Annotated in this window: 16 protein-coding genes; 3 read left to right on the forward strand and 13 right to left on the reverse strand. The window is 73.7% G+C overall.

Annotation, left to right across the window (positions count from 1 at the left end; all coding sequences use genetic code 11):
• Positions 1 to 122: 122 nt before the first annotated feature.
• Both LQ51_RS30210 and LQ51_RS30215 read left to right on the forward strand, forming a co-directional pair.
• A complete protein-coding gene (locus LQ51_RS30210) occupies positions 123 to 605 on the forward strand; it encodes a DUF4383 domain-containing protein (RefSeq protein WP_046571618.1) in 483 nt (160 codons plus the stop codon).
• A 249-nt stretch (positions 606 to 854) separates the two neighbouring features.
• On the forward strand, positions 855 to 1,514 hold the full coding sequence (locus LQ51_RS30215) for a DUF6766 family protein (RefSeq protein ID WP_046571620.1): 660 nt from the start codon (positions 855 to 857) through the stop codon (positions 1,512 to 1,514).
• A 98-nt stretch (positions 1,515 to 1,612) separates the two neighbouring features.
• On the opposite strand, the gene LQ51_RS30220 is transcribed toward LQ51_RS30215, so the two are convergent.
• From LQ51_RS30220 to LQ51_RS30270, 11 genes are all read right to left on the reverse strand, one after another.
• The gene (locus LQ51_RS30220) at positions 1,613 to 2,062 is read right to left on the reverse strand and encodes a GNAT family N-acetyltransferase (RefSeq protein WP_046571621.1); all 450 of its coding nucleotides are present in this window, start codon (positions 2,060 to 2,062) and stop codon (positions 1,613 to 1,615) included.
• A gap of 87 nt (positions 2,063 to 2,149) precedes the next feature.
• Positions 2,150 to 3,628, reverse strand: coding sequence for a GTPase ObgE (gene obgE / locus LQ51_RS30225; RefSeq protein ID WP_046571623.1), 1,479 nt, complete (start codon positions 3,626 to 3,628; stop codon positions 2,150 to 2,152).
• Between the two features lie 90 nt (positions 3,629 to 3,718).
• Positions 3,719 to 3,973 carry a 50S ribosomal protein L27 gene (gene rpmA, locus LQ51_RS30230; protein WP_013288010.1) on the reverse strand — a complete coding sequence of 85 codons (255 nt, stop codon included), beginning with the start codon at positions 3,971 to 3,973 and terminating at the stop codon, positions 3,719 to 3,721.
• Positions 3,974 to 3,984: 11 nt separating this feature from the next.
• Positions 3,985 to 4,299 (reverse strand): 50S ribosomal protein L21, encoded by a 315-nt coding sequence (rplU, locus tag LQ51_RS30235; protein ID WP_046571626.1) that lies wholly within the window; start codon positions 4,297 to 4,299, stop codon positions 3,985 to 3,987.
• 189 nt (positions 4,300 to 4,488) lie between these two features.
• Positions 4,489 to 4,965 (reverse strand): hypothetical protein, encoded by a 477-nt coding sequence (locus tag LQ51_RS30240; protein ID WP_046571627.1) that lies wholly within the window; start codon positions 4,963 to 4,965, stop codon positions 4,489 to 4,491.
• Between the two features lie 119 nt (positions 4,966 to 5,084).
• Positions 5,085 to 8,198 carry an Rne/Rng family ribonuclease gene (locus LQ51_RS30245; protein ID WP_046571628.1) on the reverse strand — a complete coding sequence of 1,038 codons (3,114 nt, stop codon included), beginning with the start codon at positions 8,196 to 8,198 and terminating at the stop codon, positions 5,085 to 5,087.
• 131 nt (positions 8,199 to 8,329) lie between these two features.
• A complete protein-coding gene (locus tag LQ51_RS30250; protein WP_082159734.1) occupies positions 8,330 to 9,049 on the reverse strand; it encodes a TIGR03936 family radical SAM-associated protein in 720 nt (239 codons plus the stop codon).
• A gap of 381 nt (positions 9,050 to 9,430) precedes the next feature.
• On the reverse strand, positions 9,431 to 10,963 hold the full coding sequence (gene mycP, locus LQ51_RS30255) for a type VII secretion-associated serine protease mycosin (RefSeq protein ID WP_046571629.1): 1,533 nt from the start codon (positions 10,961 to 10,963) through the stop codon (positions 9,431 to 9,433).
• Between the two features lie 10 nt (positions 10,964 to 10,973).
• Positions 10,974 to 12,413, reverse strand: a complete 1,440-nt coding sequence (locus tag LQ51_RS34305; RefSeq protein ID WP_046571630.1) for a hypothetical protein — start codon at positions 12,411 to 12,413, stop codon at positions 10,974 to 10,976.
• 13 nt (positions 12,414 to 12,426) lie between these two features.
• Complete coding sequence (locus tag LQ51_RS30265) at positions 12,427 to 12,867, reverse strand: hypothetical protein (protein WP_046571631.1); 441 nt, start codon at positions 12,865 to 12,867, stop codon at positions 12,427 to 12,429.
• A gap of 178 nt (positions 12,868 to 13,045) precedes the next feature.
• A complete protein-coding gene (locus LQ51_RS30270; RefSeq protein WP_082159730.1) occupies positions 13,046 to 15,085 on the reverse strand; it encodes a TIGR03960 family B12-binding radical SAM protein in 2,040 nt (679 codons plus the stop codon).
• Positions 15,086 to 15,229: 144 nt separating this feature from the next.
• On the opposite strand from LQ51_RS30270, the gene LQ51_RS34230 reads away from it, so the two are divergent.
• Positions 15,230 to 16,756 (forward strand): hypothetical protein, encoded by a 1,527-nt coding sequence (locus tag LQ51_RS34230; RefSeq protein ID WP_082159731.1) that lies wholly within the window; start codon positions 15,230 to 15,232, stop codon positions 16,754 to 16,756.
• Positions 16,757 to 16,801: 45 nt separating this feature from the next.
• Here LQ51_RS34230 and LQ51_RS30280 read toward each other — a convergent pair whose 3' ends face one another.
• Both LQ51_RS30280 and ileS read right to left on the reverse strand, forming a co-directional pair.
• Positions 16,802 to 17,491 (reverse strand): lysophospholipid acyltransferase family protein, encoded by a 690-nt coding sequence (locus tag LQ51_RS30280; RefSeq protein WP_046571633.1) that lies wholly within the window; start codon positions 17,489 to 17,491, stop codon positions 16,802 to 16,804.
• A gap of 145 nt (positions 17,492 to 17,636) precedes the next feature.
• Positions 17,637 to 20,783, reverse strand: coding sequence for an isoleucine--tRNA ligase (ileS, locus tag LQ51_RS30285; RefSeq protein WP_046571635.1), 3,147 nt, complete (start codon positions 20,781 to 20,783; stop codon positions 17,637 to 17,639).
• Positions 20,784 to 20,856 lie beyond the last annotated feature (73 nt).

A 20,856-nucleotide genomic window follows, 5' to 3' on the forward strand; every position in this document is an offset into this window, starting at 1 on the left:
CCTACCCCTGGGCTTCGGGTCCATGCCTGATTCGTGATTTCTCTGCGGAAGCGCCCCGTCCCGATCACACAATGGAGGGTCTGCCCGTTCCGGACGGCGGCGGATCAACGGAGGTGACAGCGATGGCACGTGACGTGCGCCGACGCGCCCCGGCCCGGTCCCGGCCGGCGGTCCAGAAGGCCGCCCTCGCGGTCGCCGCCGGGTTCGTGCTGATCGGCGTGCTCGGGTTCGTGCCCGGCTTCACCACGCACTACGGTGACCTGCGGTTCGCCGGCCACCACTCGGAGGCCAAGCTGATCGGCCTGTTCCAGGTGTCGATCCTGCACAACCTGCTGCACCTGCTGTTCGGCCTGGCCGGGCTGGTGCTGGCCCGCCGGATCGGCGGGGCCCGGCTCTTCCTGGCCGGCGGCGGCGCCGCCTACCTCGGCCTCTGGCTGTACGGCTTCGCGATCGACCGGGAGGCCCAGGCCAACTTCGTCCCGTTCAACGACGCCGACAACTGGCTGCACCTCTTCCTCGGCTTCGGCATGCTCCTGCTCGGCCTGCTGCTCTCCAACGAGCTGGGCACCGGCGGGCGGCCGGACACCCCGATCGACCGGCCCTGAGCCGCCGTCACCCGGCCCTGAGCCGCCGTCACCCGGCCCTGAGCCGCCGTCACCCGGCCCTGAGCCGCCGTCACCCGGCCCTGAGCCGGTGTCACCCGGCGCTGAGTCGCCGTCACCCGGCCCTGAACCGGTGTCACCCGGCCGGGTGACACCCGCGCCGACACTCCGGTACGGCGTTTACCCGATCACCGCGCCGGGCACCGAGGGATCGCTACACGCAGTAGTCCCGAGGGACGAGGAGGTCCGGGGATGCCACGGTGGTTGCGGGACAACGCGCTCACGGTCGCCATGCTCGGCGCATTCGCGGTCTTCCTGGTGTTGCAGAGCGTGTTCGGTTGGCAGGTGCACAACGAGGAGCTGGCCGAGTACGGCGCGGCCCCGCTGAGCTGGTGGGCGTACCTGGGCACCGGGCACTTCGCCGAGGCCGTCTTCGAGAACTGGGAGTCCGAGTTCCTCCAGATGGGCGGCTACGTGCTGCTCACCGCGTACCTGGTGCAGCGGGGGTCGGCCGAGTCGAAGCCGGAGGGGCAGACGGACCGGCCCGAGGACGACCCGCGCCGGGCCACCCCGGACTCGCCCTGGCCGGTCCGGACCGGCGGGCTCCCGCTGGTGGTCTACCGGAACAGCCTGTCGATCGCGCTGTTCATGATCTTCGGCGGCGCGTTCCTCGGCCACCTCTTCGGCGGCGTGGCCACCTACAACGAGGAGCAGGCGTTGCAGAGCGGCGCGGCCCCGATCAGCGCCTGGCAGTTCCTCGGCACCAGCGACTTCTGGTTCCAGTCCATGCAGAACTGGCAGAGCGAGTTTCTCGCCGTCGGCGTGCTGATCCTGCTCAGCATCGTGCTGCGCCAGCACGCCAGCCCGGAGTCGAAGCCGGTCACCGCCGCGCACGCCGAGACGGGCGCCTGACCCGGCGCCACCCGGCGACCGGCACCCGCCACCCCGGCGCCACCCCCGGCAGCCGCCAGTCCGGTGCCAGCCGGCGACCGGCAGCCGCCAGCCCGGCGCTAGACGGCCACCGGCAGCCGCTTGGCGAAGCAGACGCTGTACGGGTTGGCCACGTACTCGCCGTAGACCGGGATGGGCCGGTAGCCGCACGACCGATAGAGGCCGATGGCGGCCGGCAGGTAGCTGCCGGTCTCCAGGCACACCGTGGTGTGCCCCTGCCGCAGGGCCAACTCCTCCAGCGCCGCCAGCAACTGCCGGGCCACCCCCCGACCCCGGTACGCGGGACGGACGTACATCCGCTTGAGCTCGCCGGTCTCGGCGTCGAGGGCCTGGATCCCGCCGCAGGCGATGGCCCGCCCGCGCTCGACCACCGCCAGGTAGCGGATGTCGTCGTGGGTGACCGTCGCCTGCCCGTCCAGACCCCCGTCGGCCGCGCGCAGCTCCCGCTGCTGGGCGGTGACCAGAGCGGCGATCTCCGGATCGGTGGCCGGACGGGATTCGATCAGCATGCCCGGCACGCTAGGCCGGGCCCGTTTCGGTCAGGTTTCTGGCGGGCGACCCGCACCTGACCAGGTGCCGTAAGGGCGGGGCCGCCCCTACTCCCAGTCCTCGTCGTCGTCGTCGGCGGTGTCAATGTCGGCGTCGGCGGGCGCGGCCGCCACCTCGTCGGCCGGGCGCTGCCGGCGCGCCTTGCGGGCGGCCAGCCGCTCCGCGGCCGAGGAGCGGGTCGACTTCTCCTCGAGCCGGACGTCGGTGCCCCGGTTGCCGGGGACGAAGTCGACGCCCGCGTACAGGGTCGGCTGCCAGTCGAACTCCCGGTCGCCGATCCGGACCAGGTCGCCGGCCTGCGCGCCGGCCTTGGCCAGCTTCTCCTCCACGCCGAGGCGGGCCAGCCGGTCGGCCAGGTAGCCCACCGCCTCGTCGTTGTCGAAGTTGGTCTGCTTGACCCAGCGCTCCGGCCGGCTGCCCCGGACGGTGAACGAGCCGTCCTGCTCCGCCTCGATGGTGAAGCCGGCGTCGTCGACCGCCTTCGGGCGGATCACGATCCGGGTCGGCTCGGCCGGCGGCGCGGCGCTGCGGCCCTGCTCGACCAGCTCGGCCATCGCGTACGTCAGCTCCTTGAGCCCTTCCCGGGTGGCCGTGGAGATCTCGAACACCCGGAAGCCGCGGGCCGCCAGGTCCGGCCGGACGATCTCGGCGAGGTCCCGGCCGTCCGGCACGTCGACCTTGTTCAGGGCGACCAGCCGGGGGCGGTCGGCCAGCCCGCCGTACTGGGACAGCTCGGCCTCGATGGCGTCGATGTCGGCGAGCGGGTCGCGGCCCGGCTCCAGCGTCGCGGTGTCGACCACGTGCACCAGCACGGCGCAGCGCTCGACGTGGCGGAGGAACTCCAGCCCCAGCCCCTTGCCGGTGGCCGCGCCCGGGATCAGTCCCGGCACGTCGGCGACCGTGAAGGTGTGGTTGTCCACCCGGACCACGCCGAGGTTCGGCACCAGGGTGGTGAACGGGTAGTCGGCGATCTTCGGCTTGGCCGCGGAGATCACCGAGATCAGCGAGGACTTGCCGGCCGACGGGAAACCGACCAGGCCGACGTCGGCGACGCTCTTCAGCTCCAGCACCACGTCGAGCTTGTCGCCGGGCTCGCCCAGTTCGGCGAAGCCGGGCGCCTTGCGCCGGGCGTTGGCCAGCGCCGCGTTGCCCCGGCCGCCCCGGCCGCCCCGGGCCGCCTCGAAGGTGGTGCCGGCGCCCACCAGGTCGGCCAGCACCTCGCCGTCGAGGCCCAGCACGACGGTGCCATTGGGCACCTTGATGAGCAGGTCGTGACCGTTGGCCCCGTCCCGGTTCGAGCCGGCGCCGCCCTTGCCGTTCTCGGCCTTGAGATGCGGACGGAAGTGGAAGTCGAGCAGCGTGGTCACCTGCGGGTCCACCACCAGCGACACGCTGCCACCGTGCCCGCCGTTGCCGCCGTCCGGACCGCCGAAGGGCTTGAACTTCTCCCGGTGGATGGAGACACAGCCGTGCCCGCCGTCGCCGGCCTGCATGTGCAGGACGACCCGGTCAACGAACGTCGTCACGACGCCAATCCTTCCAGCGGGGCACGCCCCCGCGTGAGAAAAGGCGAAGCGGGCCGGGACCCGAGGTCCCCGGCCCGCTTCGCCTTCGAACTACTGCTGCGGCACGATGCTGACGGTCTTGCGACCGCGCTTGGTGCCGAACTGGACCGAGCCGGCGGCCAGCGCGAAGAGCGTGTCATCGCCGCCACGGCCGACCAGGTCACCGGGGTGGAACTTGGTGCCACGCTGACGGATGAGGATCTCACCCGCGCTGACGACCTGACCACCGAAGCGCTTCACGCCGAGTCGCTGGGCCGCGGAGTCACGGCCGTTACGCGAGCTGGACGCACCCTTTTTGTGAGCCATTGGAGGACGACCTACTTCCCGCTGGAGATGCCGGTCACCTTGACCTGGGTCAGCGGCTGGCGGTGACCCTGGCGCTTGTGGTAGCCGGTCTTGTTCTTGAACTTGTGGATCCGGATCTTCGGGCCCTTGGTGTGCGCGGCGATCTCGCCGGACACCGCGACCTGCGCAAGCTTCGCCGCGTCGGTCACCAGGTCGTCACCGTCGACGAGGAGCACCGCGGTGAGCTTCACCGCGTCGCCGGGGGCACCGGCGAGCTTCTCGACCTCGATCACGTCGCCCTCGGCGACCTTGTACTGCTTGCCGCCGGTCTTGACGATCGCGTACATCGGAGGCGCACTCCCTGTCGTTGAGGCTGCTAGCGTCTTTTGCCCACCGTTGCCGGTCGGCTGTTCCCACGGCGTCTCGCCGGGAGCCGTGACACCGGCAGCGCGGGCACGCGGGAACTCGGCCCACCAAAAGTGCGCCGCAGGCAAGGGTACGCCATACCCGCCCCGGCTCCCAAACCGGGCCGCCGATCAGGCCGGACAGAGCTCGTCGAGGCGCCCCTGGAGCCGGTCGAACTGCGTCTGGTCGATCGCCCGCACGTCCGTGCCGAGCCCGCCGACCTCGTCGGCCAACTCCGCCAGCAGGGTACGCAGCCGCGGGTCCTCGGCCCGCGCCGAGTGCTGCCGCAGGGCGTCCCGCCAGCCGGCCAGCGCCGCCTCCGCGTCCCGCCGGGCAGCCTGCTCGGTCTTCCGGTCCCCGGTCGCCCCGGCCCCCAGCATCTGGGCCAGTTCCTGCACGTACGTCTGCACCGCCGCGGAACCGGCCTGCTTGGCGCCCGCGCAGACGCCCGCGTCGCCGCTGGCGGTCGGGCTGGGCAGGGCCGCCGTGCGCGACGGGGCGGGCGAGGCGAAGCCCACCGCGAAGGGGTTGTCGTCGTCCCGGTCGGCGCAGCCCGCACCGGCCAGCACGATCCCGGTGAGCGCGGCGACCGCGAGCACCCGGCGCATGTCTCCTCCCGTCCGGGCCCGGCGTCCCGACCGGGGGTCGACGGGTACGGCAAGGGCCCCTTCCTGCCGACTCTGTTGCCGGGGAAGGGGCCCTGTCAAACGCCGTGCTGGTCAGCGCCTCACGGCCGGGTACGCCGCCGGGCGCCACCGCGCCGGGACCGGCGCCGCCCGGTGCCCGTCTCGCCGCCCTCCTCCTCGGCCGCACCGTCGCTGATCGCGTCCGGGTCGTCCGCACCGGCCAGCCGGGCCGAGTCACCCTCCTGCGCGTCGGCGACCGCCGGCGCGGCCGGCGTCTCGGTCTCGAACCGGGACAGGTCGTAGCCCTGCGTGTCGTAGTAGTCGTCGTCGGCCACCTCGGCGACGGCCTTCACCGGTTCCACCGGCGACTCGGGCGCGGCCGGCTGCTCCGGGGCGGCCGGCTGCTCCGGCGGGGCCTCGGCGGCGGGCCGTTCGGCGGCGGCCTTGCGGCCCCGGCGGCGGCCCTTCTCCTCGGTGGCCGGGGCGGTGACGGCCGAGGCGACCGCCTTGACCCGCTCCCCCGCCCCGCGGGCGCGCGGCTTCTCCGGCACCGGCTCGGTGTGGATGATCACGCCGCGGCCCTTGCAGCACTCGCAGGTCTCGCTGAACGCCTCCAGCAGGCCCGCGCCGATCCGCTTGCGGGTCATCTGCACCAGGCCCAACGAGGTGATCTCGGTGACCTGGTGCTTGGTCCGGTCCCGGCCCAGGCACTCGGTGAGCCGGCGCAGCACCAGCTCCCGGTTCGACTCCAGCACCATGTCGATGAAGTCGATCACCACGATGCCGCCCAGGTCGCGCAGCCGCAGCTGGCGCACGATCTCCTCGGCCGCCTCCAGGTTGTTCCGGGTGACCGTCTCCTCCAGGTTGCCCCCGGAGCCGGTGTACTTGCCGGTGTTGACGTCGATCACCGTCATGGCCTCGGTCCGGTCGATCACCAGCGAGCCGCCCGAGGGGAGGAAGACCTTCCGGTCCAGCCCCTTGAGGATCTGCTCGTCGATCCGGTACTCGGCGAAGACGTCGCTGGTGCCGGCGTGCCGGCGCAGCCGGGCCACCAGGTCGGGCGAGACGTGCGACAGGTACGACTCGACCAGGTCGTACGCCGGCTCACCCTCGATGACCAGCTCGCGGAAGTCCTCGTTGAACAGGTCCCGGACCACCCGGATGACCAGGTCCGGCTCCTCGTAGAGCAGCACCGGGGCACCACCGGAGGCGGCCTTGGCCTGGATGTCCTCCCACTGCGCCTGGAGCCGCTTGACGTCCCGGGCCAGCTCGTCCTCGCTGGCCCCCTCGGCCGCGGTCCGGACGATCACCCCGGCGCCGTCCGGCACCAGCTTCTTGAGGATGTCCCGCAGCCGCTTGCGCTCGGTGTCCGGTAGCTTGCGGCTGATCCCGGAGGCGTTGCCGTTCGGCACGTACACCAGGTGCCGGCCGGAGAGCGCGATGTGGCTGGTGAGCCGGGCGCCCTTGTGCCCGATCGGGTCCTTGGTGACCTGCACCAGCACCGAGTCACCGGACCTGAGCGCCTGCTCGATCGAGCGGGCCCGGCCCTCCAGGCCGGTGGTGTCCCAGTTGACCTCGCCGGCGTAGAGCACGGCGTTGCGGCCCCGCCCGACGTCGACGAAGGCCGCCTCCATGCTCGGCAGCACGTTCTGCACCTTGCCGAGGTAGACGTTGCCGGCCATGGTCCCCGAGGAGTTACGGGTGACGTAGTGCTCGACCAGCACGCCGTCCTCGAGGACCGCGATCTGCGTACGGTCGCCGCGCTGGCGGACCGCCATCACCCGGTCGACCGCCTCCCGGCGGGCCAGGAACTCCGACTCGCTCAGGATCGGCGGACGGGTACGGCGCTGCTCGCGGCCGTCCCGGCGGCGCTGCCGCTTGGCCTCCAGCCGGGTCGAGCCGGAGACGCCCTGGACCTCGTCGACGGCCTTGCGCGGTTCCCTGATCTTGACGACCGTGGGCACCCCGTCCTCGGCGGCGGTCTCCACGTCACCGGCGCCCCGGCGGCGGCGCCGGCGCCGGCGCCGGGTCAGCCCGTCGCCCTCCGACTCCTCCTCGGCCTCCTCGGCCTCCTCCTCGGGCTCGCCGGCCTCGGCCTGGGCGGCCTCCTCGGCCTCCTCGTCGGCCTCGTCCGCGCCGCCCTTGCCCCGGCCCCGACCGCGACGGCCGCGACGACGGCGGCGACGGGCAGCGGCCGTCTCGTCGTCCTCGTCCTCGTCCGCTTCGGCGATTTCCTCGGCCTCGGCGGCCGGCTCCTCCTCGACCTCGACCTCGACGTCGACCGGCTCGACCTCGCGGCGGGCCCGGCGGCGGCGCCGACCGGTCTCCGCCGGCGCCTCGGCCGGCTCCTCGACCAGCTCTTCGGCGGGGGCCGGGTAGGTGACCCGGACGGTCGGCACCTCGTCGGGCTGCGGCGCCATGAACAGGACGGTCGGCGCGGAGAGCGCGGCCCGGCGACGCCGGCCGGTGGGGGCCGGCTCCTCGGCCGGCCGCTCCTCCTTGCCCGGCACGGCGGCGCCCGGCGAGACCTCGCCGGTACGGTCCTGCGGGCCACCGGCCCGGGCCAGGGTGGCCTCGTCGGCCGGCGGCAGCTCGGCGACGGCGGCCGGCGCCGGCTCGTCCTCGGCGTCCTCGCCCACCGCGTCCTCGTCCTCGGCCGCCTGGTCGGCGGTCGCCGAAGGCGGCCCGGCCGGGACGGACTCCCGGGCGGGCGGGGTACGCCCGGCGTCCTCGGTGTCGGCCGGCGGCTCGGCGAGCGCCGGCGGCTCGGCGAGCGCCGGCGGCTCGGCGGCCGCCGCCTCGGCGGCCGGCTCGGCGGCCGGGGTGGCCTTGCGTCGACGGGTCCGGGTCGCCTTGACCGGCGGGACAACCTCGTCGGCGGCCGGCGCCACGGCGTCGGCGGCGACCGGCTCGGCGACCGCCTTCGCGGGGGTCGCCTTGCGGCGCCGGCGGGTGCTCTTCGCCGCGCCGTCGAGCTCGCCGGAGACCGGCGCGAAGACCTCGGCCTGCGGCGCCTCGCCGCTGCCGGCGCCAAGGCCGGTGGACGCCTCGACGGGCGCGTCGATCTGCTCCGGCTGGTTCAGCGGGGCGGTCTTGCGGCGGCTGGTCCGCTTCCGGACCGGCTTCGCCTCGGGCGTGGCGTCGGTGCTGGCGGCGGATGCCTCGGCCGGTTCCGTACCGGTCCGTTCGCCGCCCTCGGGCTCGTTCTCGAGCATGGACGTTCTCCAGTTCTGGCTGCCCCGGGCGCGGGTGAGCGCTGCCACGCAGGGTCGCCGCAAAAGGTGTTTCCGCCGGGCGCGCAGGCGCGCGACCGCCGAAGTCTGCCTGCCAGAACGCTGACCGTCGGTCAGTGTTCTCCGATGGCTGCCCCGTCGCGATCCGCATCCAACGGATCGACGATCTCGCCCTGCGCGGTCAACGTGCCCTGCGCCAGCCGGATCACCCGTGGGGCGACCGGCGGCTCCAGGGCGGCCACCACGCGGAGGCCGGAAAGGACGTCATCGGGTCGTACGGAGGGGGTGACCTGCCGCACGACCAGTTCGAGTATCGCACACGGTACGGCCGCCGCCCGGGAAGGCGTCTCCGAAGGGGGCACCACATCGATGGCGATGACGGCGGCGCGGGCGTCGAAGGTACGCCGGCCCTGCTTGGTCATCCGCTCGACCTGGATCTCCCCGGCGGCGCGGAACGCGGCCACCGCCTGCTCCGCGAGCGCCGGGTCGACCTCGGGCAGCTCGATCCGCCACCGGGACGCCTCGATCCGGTCGGCCAGGCTGCCGCCGGTCGCCTCCACCGCGTCGAGCACGTCCAGGCCGGGCGAGAGGGCGGCGTCCAACGCCTGCCGCAGCCGCTCCGGGTCGACCGGCTCGCGCAGCCCGATCTCCAGGTATTCGGCTTCGCTGGCGACGCCGGTCGGCGCGGCCGAGGCGTACGAGATCTTGGGGTGCGGGGTGAAGCCCTGGGAGAAGGCGATCGGCGCGCCGGCCCGGCGCAGCGCGCGCTCGAAGGCCCGGGCGAAGTCCCGGTGCGAGGTGAACCGCAGCGGTCCACGCTTGGCGTACCGGATCCGGACCCGCTGGACGACCGGCGCCTGGCCGCCCTCGGGTTGAGGCTTTCTGGCGATCGTGAGCTCCTCGGGTGCTGCCTGCCTGTCCGCACCATCCTGGCGCAGCCTCCCGAACGGCACGCAGCCGGGGCGGACACGGCGCCCCGGACGGCATGTGGTCGGGGCCAAGGCGGACACGGCGCCCCGCACGGCATGTGGTCGGGGCCGGCGCGGCGCTCCGGACGGCAGCCGACCGGGGGCGGGCCCGGCGCTGTGGGCGGCCCGCGGCCGGGCGCGGCGCGGCGGCCCGGCCGGAACGGCCCGACCGGCCGCTGCCCGCCGCCCCGCCGAACGCCGACGGCCGGCCGGGTGACGCGCAGGTCACCCGGCCGGCCGCGGCGGTCAGGACTGGTTTCCGCCCGGCGGCGGTGTGGGCGGCCCGCTCGGCGGTGGCGGGTAGCCGGAGGGCGGCGCGTAACCGCCCGGCGGGTAGCCCTGCCCCGGAGCCGGACCGCCCGGCGGGTAGCCCTGCCCGGGAGCCGGACCGCCGCCCGGCGGGTAGCCCTGCCCGGGGACCTGGCCGCCGGGTGGGTAGCCCGGGGCCGGACCACCGGGCGGATAGCCGGGGCCGCCCGGCGGGACGTGACCGGCCGGCGGACCGTAGCCGGGAGTCGCGCCGGGCGGGCCGTAGCCGGCCGGGACCGGCGGGAGTTCTTCGGCGATCATCCGGTCGAGCACCTCGTCCGGCAGGTCGGCCGCCCGGGCCGCCTCCCGCCGGTAGCGGCGACGGTTCCAGATCAGGAAGATCGCCAGGCCGATCAGGAGGACCAGCACCACGACGATGCCGATGGCGATGATCATGACCTGCTGGTCGGTGGGGCCGCCCCGATCGCCGTACTGGGTGACGTCGAAGTTGTCGTCCTCGGCCGCCTGCGGGGGCGCCGGGCTGGCCGACTGCTCGCCGAGGAGCGGGTTGGCGGAGACCGACGGCACCTTCGCGGTGAGGGCGGCGATCGGGTCGATCCGGCCGAAGCCGTACTGCGCGTCCCGGCCGGGCGGGCCGGCGTCCCGGGCGGTCCGGATGATCCGGTTGATCACGTTCGGCGCGTCGAGGTCCGGGTACTTCGACCGGATCAGCGCCGCGATCCCGGAGACGATGGCGGACGCGTCGGAGGTGCCGTCACCCCAGCCGTAGCCGTGCTCCGGACCGATGTTGTAGATGCTGTCGCCGGGGGCGGCGATCACCGCCTCCGGGCCCTGCACGGAGCCGGACCAGAACCGGCCGCCCCGGGTGGTGCCGGTCACCGCGATCACCCCGGGGATGTTGGCCGGGCTGCCCACCCTGACGCCGCCCCGGTCGGTGTTACCGGCGGAGGAGACCACCACGACGTCCCGTTCCAGGGCGTAGCGGATCGCCGAGATCTCATCCTCCAGCGGCTCGCGCTGGCCGCCGTAGGAGAGGTTGATCACCTTGGCTCCCCGGTCGGTGGCCATCCGGATGCCGGCGGCGGAATTCCCGCTGGTGACACCGCCGTACCGCTTGGTGGTGATGCCGATCGGCAGGATCTTCGCTTGCGGGGCGATGCCGGTGACCCCGTCCCGGGCGGCGTTGGTGGCGGCGATGATGCCGGCCATGTGGGTGCCGTGCCCCTCCGGGTCGGTGCGGGCGTCGCCGCTGCGGCCATCGACCCGCCCGCCAGGCACCAGTCGGCCGGCGATGTCCGGGTGGCTGCCGTCGACGCCGGTGTCCACCACGGCCACCAGCACGCCACGACCGGTCGACAACCGGTGCACCTGGTCGATGCGGAGCTCGTCCAGATACCACTGCTCGGCCCGGCGGGGCGCGGCGGCCGCCGGTTGGGCGGCCCCCAGCACCAGCAGGCTGGCCACCAGGGCCGCCACGACCGGCCGGAGCCCGCCGACGTTCAACCTCATCCGTCCGTCCTCATCGCAGGATGCCCGGGGACGCCGCGTCACCGCTGCCCCACGGATCGTCGTCCTCAGTCAACCACGACGAGTGCTCGCTGCCACCGCCGCCGTGCCCGGCGCCGCCGTGGCCGCCCATCATGCCGCCGCCCATCATCCCGGCACCGCCGCGCAGCGCACCCGCGCCGCCCGAGCCGGCCCCGGCGCCGGCCGCGTTGCGCAACGCGCTGGCCGCGCTGGTCATCGGCGGCACCTTGCCGTTGCCGCCCCCGACCATGCCGGGGATACCGCCGACCCCGATGCCACCGGCCGCGCCGACGCCACCGCCGATCCCACCGGCCGAACCGATCCCGCCACCGGCGCCACCACCCAGGCCGCCCGCGCCGCCGAGGCCGGCCGATCCGAGGCCACCGCCCAGACCGGTCCCGCTGCCGTACCCGGTGCCGACGGTCGGTGCCGCACCGGCCAGACCGGTGCCGTACCCGGGGCCCCCGGTGCCCGGCGCGCCGGCACCCGGCGACCCGATGGACCCCGTCCCGCCGGGGTGACCGCCACCGGTCGGCGGCGACCCGATGGTTCCGATGCCGCCGCCACCGCCGTAGGAGCCGCCACCGCCGCCGATGCCGGTGCTGCCGATCGAGGGACCGCCGCCGATGCCACCACCGCCACCACCGCCGCCGCCGCCCGGAAGGTTCACGGACGCAGGCTTCTGCTTGTCCGGGGTGTAACCGTCGGCCGTGTCATCGCCGTCCGGCCTCGGCACGACCAGCCGGGGCCGTTCGGTCTGCACCGCGGCGGGCAGCGGTGACATCGCGCTGGTAGCCGCCTTCTGGTTGTCGTTGTACCAGTTGTCCAGGTGCGACTTGGTGTCCCACCAGCCGCCACGCTTGTGGTCCTCGGCGTTGCCGTCGATCTTCATGGTCGCCTCGAGGTCGTCGGCCTTGTCGCGGAACGCGCCGTCGGCGTACGAGGCCGGGTTGCTCTGGTAGTCCTGGCGCAGCGCGGCGAGGAAGCCCGACGAGCTCTCGCCGTCCCGGGCGTCGTCGAGCTCGGTGCCGTTGGGCAGGCTCCACTCGTTCCACCCGAAGTTGTCCATCAACGGGATCGGGATGCTGGCGACCGACTTGCGGATGTCGCCCTCGATCCGGGACAGCGCCCCGCTGACGTTGGCGGCGTGCGTGATCAGCTCCTCGATGTGCTGGCCGATCTCCGCCAGGTGGTCCCGGTACGCGTCACCGCCGCTGCCCTTCCAGCCGGCGAGCAGGCCGGGCAGGCCACCGGTGTGCGGGCGCTCCTGGCCGGGCGCGATCGGGCCGACGAAGGAGCGACCGACCAGCGCGTCCCGCAGGTAGCCCAGCCCGGTGGAGAGGCTGTTCCAGCCCGCGCCGACGGAGCCGACCGTCTCCGGGTCGGCCGAGAGCGTCACCTCGCGTACGCACTGCTCCCAGGTTCCTGCCATGACCCTCTCCCCCTCAGGCCGTGTACGGGTAGGTGGGCTGGTCGCCCGTGCTCGGCGGCGGCGCGGCCGACTCCAGCAGGCGCTCGATCTGCTTGCCGTTGGCGGCGTTGCGCGCCTCGGCGTCCCGGAACGCCTTCGCGATGTCCTCGGTGCCCTGCTTGAGCCCGGCGAGCTTGGTGGAGAGCCCGTTGAGGTGCATCTCCATGTTCGCCGTCGACGCGGTCAGCCGCTGCCACTGCATCCGCGCGTCCTCGTACGCGCCGAACGGGGTGCCATTCGGGACGGTCTGGGCGTTGTTGCTGTCGCCCTTCATCCGCTCCTTGATGCGTTCCAACTCATAGCTGATCGTGTCGTCGACGTACTGCTTCAGGCGCTCGACGTACGCCGCCGCGGCGTCCAGGTCCTCGACGCTGACGTGCAGGTCGCCGGTGTCCGGCGGCTTGATGTCACCCATGGCTGCTGCCTCCCCGCTGCCGACCACGGTCGGTCCAATACGGACGCAGCGTATCGAGTGACGGCCAGTCGAGGCACCCCCACCCCGCGTTACGGGACATCGACCCGGCCGACCGTCCCGAAATGCGCCGGAGCGCGGGACCCCGAGGGGTTCCCGCGCTCCGCTACCGTCGGCCGCGTTACCGCGCGGCGCCGCTGGGCAGCTTCAGGCCGTTGACCGGGGTCAGCGGCAGCAGCTTCCGGCCGGTGGGGCCGATCTGGATCTCGGTGTCCATGGACGGGCAGACGCCGCAGTCGAAGCACGGCGTCCACCGGCAGTCGTCCTGCTCGTACCCGGAGAGGGAGTCCTGCCAGTCCTGCCAGAGCCAGTCCTTGTCCAGGCCGGAGTCGAGGTGGTCCCAGGGCAGCACCTCCAGCTCCTCGCGCTCCCGGGTGGTGTACCAGGCCAGGTCGACCCCGTACGCCGGCAGCACCTCGGCGGCGGCGTCCACCCAGCGCTGGTAGGAGAAGTGCTCGCTCCAGCCGTCGAACCGACCGCCGTTCTCCCAGACCCTGCGGATCACCGCGCCGACCCGGCGGTCGCCCCGGGACAGCAGGCCCTCGATGAGCGACGGCTCGCCGTCGTGGTAGCGGAAGCCGATCGCCCGGCCCAGCGAGCGGTCGCTGTTGATGGCCTGCTTGAGCAGCTTGAGCCGGTTGTCGATGACCTCGGGGGTGGCCATCGAGGCCCACTGGAACGGGGTGTGCGGCTTCGGCACGAACCCGCCGATGGAGACCGTGCAGCGGATGTCCTTCGACCCGGTCGCCGCCCGGCCGGCCCGGATCACCTCGTGCGCCATGTCGGCGATCTCGAGGACGTCCTCGTCGGTCTCGGTGGGCAGGCCGCACATGAAGTAGAGCTTCACCTGCCGCCACCCGTTGGTGTACGCGGTGACCACGGTGCGGATGAGGTCTTCCTTCGACACCATCTTGTTGATCACCTGGCGGATCCGCTCCGACCCGCCCTCGGGGGCGAAGGTCAGGCCGGTCCGCCGGCCGTTGCGGGACAGCTCCTGGGCCAGGTCGATGTTGAAGGCGTCCACCCGGGTCGACGGCAGCGACAGCGAGACGTTGGTGCCCTCGTACTGCTGGGCGAGGCCGGAGCACATGTCGCCGATCTCGGAGTGGTCGGCCGAGGAGAGCGAGAGCAGGCCCACCTCGTGGAAGCCGGAGAACTCCAGGCCCTGCTGCACCATCTGGCCGACCGTGGTGATCGAGCGCTCCCGCACCGGGCGGGTGATCATGCCGGCCTGGCAGAACCGGCAGCCCCGGGTGCAGCCCCGGAAGATCTCCACCGCGTACCGCTCGTGGACCGTCTCGGCCAGCGGCACCAGCGGCTTCTTCGGGTACGGCCAGGCGTCCAGGTCCATGGTCGTGCGCTTGTGCACCCGGAACGGCACGTCCGGGCGGTTCGGCACGACCCGCTGGATCCGCCCGTCGGGCAGGTAGTCCACGTCGTAGTAGCGCGGCACGTAGACGCTCTCGGTGCGGGCCAGCCGCAGCAGCAGCTCGTCGCGCCCGCCGGGGCAGCCCTCGGCCTTCCAGTCCCGGACGATCGCGGTGATCTCCAGCACCGCCTCCTCGCCGTCGCCGAGCACCGCGGCGTCGACGAAGTCGGCGATCGGCTCCGGGTTGAACGCGGCGTGGCCGCCGGCCACGATCACCGGGTCGGCGTCGGTGCGGTCGGCGGCGAGCAGCGGGATGCCGGCCAGGTCGATCGCGGTGAGCAGGTTGGTGTAACCCAGCTCGGTGGAGAAGGAGACGCCGAACACGTCGAAGTCGCGCACCGACCGGTGCGCGTCGACGGTGAACTGCGGCACGCCGTGGGCGCGCATCAGCTTCTCCAGGTCCGGCCAGACCGCGTAGGTCCGCTCGGCGAGCACGTCGGGCAGCTCGTTGAGCACCTCGTAGAGGATCTGCACGCCCTGGTTGGGCAGGCCCACCTCGTACGCGTCGGGGTACATCAGCGCCCACCGGACGGTCGCCGCGTCCCAGTCCTTGACCACCGCGCCCAGCTCACCGCCGACGTACTGGATGGGCTTTGTCACCTGGGGCAGCAGTGGCTCGAGCCGGGGCCAGACCGACGACCCCAGGTCGCCGCGCGGCGCCGGGGCCGCGAAGCCGGAGCCGTCGCCAGAATTGGCCGCGACCGGGCGCGGCGTCGTGGACGGGGCACTCATGATGCCCAAGGGTACGCGGTGCTCCCCAGGTCACCACGGCGCACCGCAGGACCCGGAGCGGCCCGGTGCGGGCGAGGCGGCGGATTCGTCGGCGGTGGCGCGACGGTACTAACCTCGCAGCGGGCGCGAGAGGAGACAGCCGCGATGTCGCAGCCGCAGCCGGGGGCGGACCGGCCGGCCGACGGGGGCAGCCCGGCCACGGGCCGGGATCCGGGCACCGGCGAGCCGGCCCGCTCCCCCGTACCGCCGTCGCCGGCCGCCCAGGGCGGCCCGGACGCCCCGGACCGCCCCGCGCCGGGCCCGGCCGACCCGCCGTCGACGACCGGTGTCGTCCCGGTCGGCAGCCCACCGGTGACCTCGGCCGACCATGACGGTGACCGGCTGCCGGACCCGCTCGGCCCCACCGACCGGCCCGACCCGACCGACGCCCCCGACCCGGCTGACGCGAACCCCGAGACCGCCGCGACCGAGCCGACCGACGCCCTCGACCCGGCTGACGCGAACCCCGAGGCCGCCGCGACCGAGCCGGCCGATGCCTTCGACGCGGGCGACGCGGACTCCCAGACCGCCGCAGCGGACCCGACCAGCGCCCCCGACCGGCCTGACGCGGACCCCCGGACCGCCGCGCCCGACCCGACCCGGGTCGCCGGTCAGCCCGACCCCACCCGGGTGGAGACCGCAGCCGAGCCGGCCGCGCCCCGCTGGAGCGGCTCCGCGCCGGTTCCGCCCCCGCCGCCGCGCCGGCGTGCCTGGGGCGAGTCCGCCGAGCCCACCCCCCTGCCACCCCCGGCGCCGGAGCACCAGATCCCGGTCGACCCGTGGGAGGGCGTCGACACCACCGGCTGGGACCTGCACTCGGTCGACTTCCCGGCGCTGCCGCCGACGCTGCACTACCCGCCGCCCCCGCACACGCTGCCGTACCCGGCGCCGGTCGGCCCACCGCCGCCGGTGGCGCCCCCGCCGGTCGTCGCCCGCCCGGCCGCGCCGCCGGTGCCGGTCCATCCGGCCCGGCCGGCACCGCCCGGGCCGGCGCCGAAGCAGCGCCGCCGCCGGACCCCGCCCCCGCCGGTGGCCCCGCCGCCCGACTGGCGGCCACCCAAGGGGTACGTGCCGGTGCCGGTCCGCCGTCGGCGGCGCTGGCCGTGGGTGCTGCTGCTCACCGTGGCCTGCTGCTGCGGCGTGCCGCTCTGGTGGGCGCAGCCGATGTCCGAGCAGTACCCCGCCAGCGCCACGCTGCCCGACCGGATGACCGGATTGCGGCTGCGCGAGGACCAGCGCAGCCAGGCCGCCGCCCGGAAACTCAAGACCGAGGTACGCCAGGCGCACCTGTTCGCCGAGGACACCTTCGCCGGCATCTACGGCACGAACGACGGCAAGCGGGTGATCCTCTTCGGCGGCACCGGGTTCCGGCTGACCCCGGAGTCGGACGCGGACGCCGAGATCGCCCGGCTCCGCGATCGGTACGCGCTGGACGCCGCCGAGCCGGTCGACACCGGGGTCCGGGGCCGGTACGAACGCTGCGCGGTGGGCCGCGACGACGGTGAGGCGGTGGTGGTCTGCACCTCCGTCGACCACGGCAGCCTGGCCACCGGCGTCTTCACCCGGCTCTCCGTCGACGACAGCGCCCGCCTGCTGGACACCCTGCGCCAGCAGGTGGTGACCCCGAAGTAGTCCTGACCGGCACCGGCCGGCCGGCACCGCGGGGCGGGCCGCCGGTCAGGCGGTGGGGTCGCCGGTGGCCTCGGCGCGCCGGGGCGCGTAGCGCGGGACGTACTCCTGGCCGGTGAGCTGCTGGATCTCGGCCATCAGCTCGTCGGTCATCTGGCGCAGCGACGTCCGGTCGTCGGACCGGCCGGTGAAGTCCAGCGGCTTGCCGAACTTGATGGTGATCTTGGCCTTGCCCGGCCGGGGGACGCGCGTCCCGATGGGCTGGGCCTTGTCGGTGCCGATCACGCCGACCGGGATGACCGGCACCCCGGCGGCCAGCGCGAGCCGGGCCGTGCCGGTCCGGCCCCGGTAGAGCCGCCCGTCCGGCGAGCGGGTCCCCTCCGGGTAGACGGCGACCAGGTCACCGGCCTTGAGTACCGGGATGGCCGCGTCGAACGCGGACAGCGCAGCCCGGCCGCCGGCCCGCTCGACCGGGATGGCGCCCAGCCCGGTGAGCACGAACTTGGAGATGGTCCCCTTCACGCCGGTGCCCGTGAAGTACTCCGACTTGGCCCAGAAGGCCAGGTGGCGGGGCACCACCGTGCCGAGCAGCAACTCGTCGGCGACGGAGAGGTGGTTGCCCGCGAAGATCGCGCCGCCGGTCGGCGGGATGTGCTCCAGACCCTCCACGTGAGGGCGGAAGGCCAGCCGCACCGTGGGCCCCACGGTGAGCTTGCCGATGGTGTAGAGCAGGGGCACGGGTCCTCCGGCGTTCGAACGTGAAGCAGGCGCTGTCACGGTAGCGGACGCCACCGCCTCCGACCGATGGGGTGGCCGGCAGTCCATCCGCTCGGGCGGGGGCCCGCCCAGCCGGATCCGGCTGGGCGGGCCCCCGCCGCGCACCTCAGACCCGCCGGACCGCCACCGTCACCCGCTCGCCCTCGCCGACCTCGCCGGGGAAACCCTCGACGCCCTCGGCGAAGTCGATCGTGTCGGCCAGCACCTCCCGGGCCACGAAGTCGGTGTACGCGGCCACCGCGGCGCGCACCTCCTCCGACGCCGAGACCGCCACCGCGATCCGGTCCGAGACGTCCAGGTCGGCGTCGCGGCGGGCCTGCTGCACCACCCGGACCACGTCCCGGGCCAGCCCTTCGGCGGCCAGTTCCGGGGTGACCTCGGTGTCCAGCACCACCACGCCCTCGCCGCCGGGCAGCGGCGCGGAGTGCTCCGCGTCGGCGGCGACCAGGCGTAGCTCGTACTCGCCCTCGGCGAGGGTGACCCCGGCGGCGACCGGGGCGCCGTCGACCAGCTCCCACTCCCCCGCCTTGACCGCCTTGATCACCTGCTGGACCGCCTTGCCGACCCTCGGCCCGAGCGCCCGGGGCACCACGGTGAGCACCTGCTGGCAGTACGCGGACACCTCGTCGGAGAAGACGACCTCCTTCACGTTGACCTCGTCGGCGACCAGGTCGGCGAGGGGCCGCAACTGGGCCGCGACCGGCGAGGCCACGGTCAGCTTCGGCAGCGGCAGCCGCACCCGCAGACCCTTGGCCTTGCGCAGCGACAGCGCCGCCGAGGCGACCGCCCGCACGTTGTCCATGGCGGCGACCAGCTCGTGGTCGGCCGGGAACTCCTCCGCCGACGGCCAGTCGGTCAGGTGCACCGACCGCTCACCGGTCAGGCCCCGCCAGATCTCCTCGGCGGTCAGCGGCGCCAGCGGCGCCACCACCCGGCAGAGCGTCTCCAGCACCGTCCAGAGCGTGTCGAACGCGTCCGCGTCGCCCGCCCAGAAGCGGTCCCGGGAGCGGCGCACGTACCAGTTGGTCAGCGCGTCCAGGAAGGACCGGACGGTGGCGCAGGCGCCGGAGATGTCGTACCCGTCCATCTGCGCGCCGACGGTCGCCACCAGCTCGTTCGTCTTGGCCAGCACGTACCGGTCGAGCAGGTGGGTGGAGTCGACCCGCCGCTTCGCGGTGTAGCCGTCGGCGTTGGCGTAGAGCGAGAAGAAGTACCAGACGTTCCAGAGCGGCAGCAGCACCTGCCGCACCGCGTCCCGGATCAGCGTCTCCGTCACCGCCATGTCGCCGCCGCGCAGCACCGGCGAGGACATCAGCATCCAGCGCATCGCGTCCGACCCGTACGAGTCGAAGACGTGGTAGACGTCCGGGTAGTTGCGCAGGCTCTTGGACATCTTGCGTCCGTCGGAGCCGAGCAGGATGCCGTGGCTGAGGCAGTTGCGGAACGCCGGCCGGTCGAACAGCGCGGTGGCCAGCACGTGCATGGTGTAGAACCAGCCGCGGGTCTGTCCGATGTACTCGACGATGAAGTCGCCCGGATAGTGGTGCTCGAACCACTCCCGGTTCTCGAACGGATAGTGCACCTGGGCGAACGGCATCGAGCCGGACTCGAACCAGCAGTCCAGCACCTCCGGCACCCGACGCATCATCGACCGCCCGGTCGGGTCGTCCGGGTTGGGCCGGACCAGCTCGTCCACCGCCGGCCGGTGCAGGTCGGTCAGGCGTACGCCGAAGTCCCGCTCGATCTCGGCCAGCGAGCCGTACACGTCCACCCGCGGGTGGTTCGGGTCATCGGACTTCCACACCGGGATCGGCGAGCCCCAGAACCGGTTCCGGCTGATCGACCAGTCCCGGGCGTTGGCCAGCCACTTGCCGAACGAGCCGTCCTTGATGTGCCCGGGCGTCCAGTTGATCTGCTGGTTCAGCTCGACCATCCGGTCCTTGAACCGGGTGACCGCGACGAACCAGGAGGAGACCGCCTTGTAGACCAGCGGGGTGTCGCAGCGCCAGCAGTGCGGGTACGAGTGGGTGTAGGTGTCCTGCTTGAGCACCACCCCCCGCTCCTTCAGCTCCCGGATCACCGGCTTGTTCACGTCGAAGACCTGCTCGCCCTGGTACGGCGGGACCAGCGCGGTGAACCGGGTGTGGTCGTCCACCGTGACGATGGTCGGGATGCCGGCCGCGTTGCAGGTGTTCTGGTCGTCCTCGCCGAAGGCCGGGGCCAGGTGGACGATCCCGGTGCCGTCCTCGGTGGTGACGAAGTCCGCGCCGAGCACCTGGTACGCGTTCGGCCCGGCCTGCTCGACGAGGAAGTCGTAGAGCGGGCGGTACCGGCGCCCGACCAGGTCCCGGCCGTACACCGTGCCGACCTGCTCGTACCCCTCCAGCTCCTTGGCGTACGCGCCGAGCCGGGCGGCGCCGACCACGTACCGGTCCGCGTCGCGCGCCAGCACCGCGTACTCGATGTCCGGGCCGACGGCGAGCGCCAGGTTGGACGGCAGGGTCCACGGCGTGGTGGTCCAGACGCCCAGCCGCACCGGCCCCCGCACCGCCTCCGGGGCGGACTCGTCGGCGGTCAGCTCGAACCAGACCGACAGCGTCGGGTCGTGCCGGTCCTTGTAGACGTCGTCCATCCGGGTCTCGGTGTTCGACAGCGGGGTCTCACACCGCCAGCAGTACGCCAGCACCCGGAAGCCCTCGTAGACCAGACCCTTGTCGTGCAGGGTCCGGAAGGCCCACATGACGCTTTCCATGTAGTCCAGGTCGAGGGTCTTGTAGTCGTTGGTGAAGTCGACCCAGCGGGCCTGCCGGTTGACGTACCGCTCCCAGTCCTGGGTGAACTCCAACACCGAGGTGCGGCAGGCCTCGTTGAACCGGGCCACGCCGAGGTCGAGGATCTCCGCCTTCGAGGTGATGCCGAGCTGCTTCTCCGCGACCACCTCGGCGGGCAGCCCATGGCAGTCCCAGCCGAACCGCCGCTCGACGTGCTTGCCGCGCATGGTCTGGTAGCGCGGCACCACGTCCTTCACGTACCCGGTGAAGAGGTGGCCGTAGTGCGGGAGGCCGTTGGCGAACGGCGGGCCGTCGTAGAAGACGTACTCGTTCTTACCGTCGTCGCCGGCCGGCCGGGCCTCGACGCTGGCCTCGAAGGTCTTGTCGGCCGTCCAGTGCTCCAGGACCCGGCGCTCGACCGCGGGCAGGTCCGGGCTCGCCGGGACGCCGGCGGCGGTCGGGTCGTGCAACGGATAGGCCATCGGGGTCGCTCTCTCCTCAGCAGCTCACGGTCCGTGGGTCTGCGAGGACGAGCCTGATCCGGTACGCCGTGAC

Source organism: Micromonospora sp. HK10 (genome assembly GCF_000982955.1).
GTDB lineage: Bacteria > Actinomycetota > Actinomycetes > Mycobacteriales > Micromonosporaceae > Micromonospora.

What these genes read in the sequence shown, in the direction of transcription:
- LQ51_RS30265 (WP_046571631.1), bottom strand. Translation starts at nt 12,867, where the DNA reads ATGGGTGACATCAAGCCGCCGGACACCGGCGACCTGCACGTCAGCGTC.
- LQ51_RS30270 (WP_082159730.1), bottom strand. Translation starts at nt 15,085, where the DNA reads ATGAGTGCCCCGTCCACGACGCCGCGCCCGGTCGCGGCCAATTCTGGC.
- LQ51_RS30215 (WP_046571620.1), top strand. Translation starts at nt 855, where the DNA reads ATGCCACGGTGGTTGCGGGACAACGCGCTCACGGTCGCCATGCTCGGC.
- rplU (WP_046571626.1), bottom strand. Translation starts at nt 4,299, where the DNA reads ATGTACGCGATCGTCAAGACCGGCGGCAAGCAGTACAAGGTCGCCGAG.
- LQ51_RS34305 (WP_046571630.1), bottom strand. Translation starts at nt 12,413, where the DNA reads ATGGCAGGAACCTGGGAGCAGTGCGTACGCGAGGTGACGCTCTCGGCC.
- mycP (WP_046571629.1), bottom strand. Translation starts at nt 10,963, where the DNA reads ATGAGGTTGAACGTCGGCGGGCTCCGGCCGGTCGTGGCGGCCCTGGTG.
- LQ51_RS30210 (WP_046571618.1), top strand. Translation starts at nt 123, where the DNA reads ATGGCACGTGACGTGCGCCGACGCGCCCCGGCCCGGTCCCGGCCGGCG.
- LQ51_RS30220 (WP_046571621.1), bottom strand. Translation starts at nt 2,062, where the DNA reads ATGCTGATCGAATCCCGTCCGGCCACCGATCCGGAGATCGCCGCTCTG.
- LQ51_RS30240 (WP_046571627.1), bottom strand. Translation starts at nt 4,965, where the DNA reads ATGCGCCGGGTGCTCGCGGTCGCCGCGCTCACCGGGATCGTGCTGGCC.
- LQ51_RS34230 (WP_082159731.1), top strand. Translation starts at nt 15,230, where the DNA reads ATGTCGCAGCCGCAGCCGGGGGCGGACCGGCCGGCCGACGGGGGCAGC.
- rpmA (WP_013288010.1), bottom strand. Translation starts at nt 3,973, where the DNA reads ATGGCTCACAAAAAGGGTGCGTCCAGCTCGCGTAACGGCCGTGACTCC.
- LQ51_RS30245 (WP_046571628.1), bottom strand. Translation starts at nt 8,198, where the DNA reads ATGCTCGAGAACGAGCCCGAGGGCGGCGAACGGACCGGTACGGAACCG.
- ileS (WP_046571635.1), bottom strand. Translation starts at nt 20,783, where the DNA reads ATGGCCTATCCGTTGCACGACCCGACCGCCGCCGGCGTCCCGGCGAGC.